The following is a 1,162-nucleotide window of genomic DNA, read 5'->3' as shown; positions in this document are numbered from 1 at the left end:
AACATGATTTTTATATTCGTCAGTTTTAAATAATTGGACAAACATGGACATATGAATTCCATCTGGAAATAAAGATAACAACTCAAAGACTAATTTTCTTTAGCCGTTAGTTTACTATAGGAATAATTAATTGATTGATATAACGATTTGGATCTTTCAATATTTTTATCTACCGAGTCACTAAAAATGTCTTCAATACCTAGTTTAGTAGTATTAAAAAAGTCCTCTTCCAACTCTGCTTTTAATAATTCCATGCTCTTTGATTTTGGAATATTAGAGGTGATTATTTTTATTGCAAGAGGATTATTATTTAAAAGATTTTCTATAATGTCATTTCTTAAAATTTTTATTTCAAATTCATTAATATTATAAGGATAGTACTTTTTAAATAAATCAACACATTCGTCAGTTGTTAAAGTTCGAAGCTCGTATGCATCTTCAAACTCAAACCCAATCAGTTGTCTTGAAGTAGTAACTATAGTTGCATAATCACACAAAAAAGATACTAGATCTTTAATTTGTTCTTTATCATCTATATATAATAGTGACTCAAAATTATCAAAGATTATCAACTTGTCAAATTTAAATGCATTTTGAACCATATGTTCATTTAGATTTATAGTACTATCGAAATCAAAACATTGTCCAACCTTATATTCGAACGTATCAAAATCATTTATATATTCACAATCTATAAAATGAATACCTTCGCCAAAATATCCTCGTTCTGATAGTTCAATAGAAACTTTTTTTACTGTCGTTGTTTTTCCGATTCCTCCTGAAGCCTTAATAGTTAGTAATTGACCATTTATATCTATGATTTTTCTACAAATATTCTCCACATCATTTGATCTTCCAGTGAAATTTATTAATGTTTTGGGGTCTATTTCAGGCGGAAGTTCAGTTTTTACAATATTTACTTTTGACTTTCCTGGAGGTATCTTTACTAAATCTACCATTCGATTATTTATAATTTTCAGCTCATTATCAGATACTAATAAAATGCCTTTTCTAAATGTCTTAAAAATGAAACTAGCAAATATATTCTCATCATACTTCTTAACAATAATAGGCAAATTTAAATCATTTCTTTTAGGAGTTATGTCCTTATCTAAGAACAAAAATAAACAATTAAAAGTATCATCTAATATTTCAGTTTGTA

General features: G+C 26.5%; 1 protein-coding gene. It reads right to left on the bottom strand.

The annotated features are described in order from the left end of the window. Window positions 1–89: 89 nt before the first annotated feature. A partial coding sequence (locus WYK_RS24865; RefSeq protein WP_040373712.1) for an NACHT domain-containing protein occupies window positions 90–1,162 on the bottom strand: 1,073 nt, incomplete at its 5' end.

Origin of the sequence: Peribacillus psychrosaccharolyticus ATCC 23296, assembly GCF_000305495.1 — a bacterium.
Lineage (GTDB): Bacteria > Bacillota > Bacilli > Bacillales > DSM-1321 > Peribacillus > Peribacillus psychrosaccharolyticus.
The sequence above is the reverse complement of the archived record's forward strand: the minus strand, read 5'-3'. Positions and strand labels throughout refer to the sequence as shown.